Raw genomic sequence first — 2,782 nt, 5'->3', positions numbered from 1 at the left:
ACGGCGATCTGCGGCGCCGAATAGGTCAGACCCTCCGCCACCCGGCGGAAGTCCGCCAACATGCCGTCCATCAGCGGCGAGTGGAAGGCGTGCGAGACATCGAGACGCTTGGTCTTCTCGAACTGAGCGGCGATCGCCAGAACTTCGGCCTCGTCACCGGAAATCACCACCGAGGAAGGCCCGTTGATCGCCGCGATGCTGACGCTGTCCGTGAGCAGCGGCAGCACCTCGGCCTCGGTCGCCTTGACCGCCACCATCGCGCCGCCCTCCGGCAGCGCCTGCATCAGCCGACCACGCGCCGCAACCAGGGTGACGGCGTCGTCCAGCGACAGGACACCGGCCACGTGCGCGGCCGCGATCTCACCGATCGAGTGGCCCACCAGGAAGTCCGGACGGACCCCCCAACTCTCCACCAGCCGGAACAGCGCGGTCTCCACCGCGAACAGCGCCAGCTGCGTGTACTCGGTGCGCGCGAGAACGTCCGCGTCCTCCCCGAACACCGCCTCCCGCAGCGGCAGTTCGACCCGCGCGCAGACCGCGTCGAAGGCGTCCGCGAACACCGGGTACGCCTCGTACAACTCACGCCCCATGCCAGGACGCTGGCTCCCCTGCCCCGTGAACAGGAACGCCGTCCGGCCTCGCGTCGCCGCGACACCGCGCACCACGTCGGCCGAGGCGTCGCCCTCGGCCAGCGCGCGCAGCGCGGCGGTGAGCGCCGTCCGGTCCTCGGCGAGCACCAGGGCCCGGTGCTCCAGGACGGCGCGGCCGCGCACCGCGGAGTAGCCCAGGTCGGCCAGGCCCAGCTCCGGCCGGCCCTCGACGTGGGCGAGCAGCGCCCGCGCCTGGGCCCGCAGGGCCTCCGCCGAGCGGCCCGAGACCGGCACGGGGACCTGTGCGGACACCCGCGCGGGCCGCCCGGCGCCTGGGGCGCCTTCCGTGCCCTCGGCGGCCTCGGCCGCCTCGGGGGCGGGGGCCTGCTCCAGGATGGTGTGGGCGTTGGTGCCGCTGATGCCGAAGGAGGAGACGGCCGCGCGGCGCGGGCGCCCGGTCTCCGGCCAGGGCCGGGCCTCGGTCAGCAGCTTGACCGCGCCCGAGGCCCAGTCGACGTGCGGGGTGGGCTCGTCCACGTGCAGGGTCTGCGGCATGAGCCCGTGCTGCAGGGCCATGACCAGCTTGATGATGCCGCCGACGCCGGCCGCGGCCTGGGAGTGGCCCAGGTTGGACTTGAGCGAGCCGAGCCAGAGCGGCTCGCCGTTCTCACCGCGCTCCTGGCCGTAGGTGGCGAGCAGGGCCTGGGCCTCGATCGGGTCGCCGAGCCGGGTGCCGGTGCCGTGCGCCTCGACCAGGTCGACCTGGTCGGCGGTCAGCCGGGCGCTGGCCAGGGCCTGGCGGATGACCCGCTGCTGCGCGGGGCCGTTGGGGGCGGTCAGGCCGTTGCTGGCACCGTCCTGGTTGACGGCGGAGCCGCGCACCACGGCGAGCACCGGGTGCCCGAGGCGCTGCGCGTCCGACAGTCGCTCGACGAGCAGCATGCCGACGCCCTCGGACCAGCCGGTGCCGTCGGCGCCGGCGGCGAAGGCCTTGCAGCGGCCGTCGGCGGACAGGCCCTGCTGGCGGCTGAAGGCGATGAAGGTGCCGGGGGTGGTCATGACGGTGACGCCGCCGACCAGGGCCATCGAGCAGTCGCCCTGGCGCAGGGCGTGGGCGGCGAGGTGCAGGGCGACCAGGGACGAGGAGCAGGCGGTGTCGATGGTGACCGCCGGGCCCTCGAGACCGAGGCTGTAGGCGATGCGGCCGGAGACCACGCTGGAGGCGTTCCCGGTCAGCAGGTGGCCCTCGAGGCCGGCCAGGCCGGCGTGCATGGTGGTGCCGTAGTTGGAGGAGGCCGCGCCGATGAAGACACCGGCCTGGCTGCCCTTCACCGAGGACGGGTCGATGCCGGCGCGCTCGAAGGTCTCCCAGGCGGTCTCCAGCAGGATCCGCTGCTGCGGGTCCATCGCGGTCGCCTCGCGCGGCGAGATGCCGAAGAAGCCGGCGTCGAACTCGCTGGCGTCGTACAGGAACCCGCCGTCGCGGCTGACGCTCTTGCCGGCCTTCTCCGGGTCCGGGTCGTAGAGCGCGTCGAAGTCCCAGCCGCGGTCGGTGGGCATGCCGGCGATCGCGTCCGTCCCGGTCGCGACCAGGTTCCACAGGTCTTCGGGGCTGCGCACGCCGCCGGGGTAGCGGCAGCTCATGGCGACGACGGCGAGCGGCTCGAGGTCCCGCTCCTCGACCTCGCGCAGCTGCCTGCGGGCCTGCCGCAGGTCCGCTGTGACGCGCTTCAGGTAGTCGAGGTACTTCTCTTCGTTCGAAGACGTGGTCATGTGCTTCGTCACCTCCAGGAGGCGGTCAGTGAGCTTGCGCCCAGGAGGTCAGGAGAGGCCGAGTTCCTTGTCGAGCAGGTCGAAGATGTCGTCGCCGGTGGCCGATTCGAGCTCCCGATCGGCGTCGCGGTCCGCAGCACTACCGTCCGTTGCACTGTGTGCGTCACTCCATTTCGACAGCAGGCTCTGCAGGCGCAGCGTGATCTTCGTGCGCTCGACGCCGTCGGTGGTCGTGGTGAGAAGCAGGGTTTCGAGCTTGTCCAGCTCGCTGAGCACGGGCAGCGGCGCGGCCACCGCGCCGGCGCCGTCGACGAGTTCGGCGACCAGGTGGTCCGCGAGCGCGGCGGGGTTCGGGTGGTCGAAGACCAGGGTGGCGGGCAGCCGCAGGCCGGTGGCCGTGTTGAGGCGGTTGCGCAGCT

General features: G+C 72.9%; 1 protein-coding gene and 1 pseudogene. Both read right to left on the bottom strand.

Going from position 1 to position 2,782, the window contains the following annotated elements; all coding sequences use genetic code 11:
• Positions 1-2,363, bottom strand: a 2,363-nt coding sequence (locus ACWDBB_RS36100) for a type I polyketide synthase (RefSeq protein WP_449793635.1), incomplete at its 3' end; no start/stop codon positions are given.
• Positions 2,364-2,411: 48 nt separating this feature from the next.
• A pseudogene (locus ACWDBB_RS36095) lies at positions 2,412-2,782 on the bottom strand (type I polyketide synthase); the annotation flags it as partial.

This window comes from Kitasatospora sp. NPDC001095 (assembly GCF_053598615.1).
The sequence above is the reverse complement of the archived record's forward strand: the minus strand, read 5'-3'. Positions and strand labels throughout refer to the sequence as shown.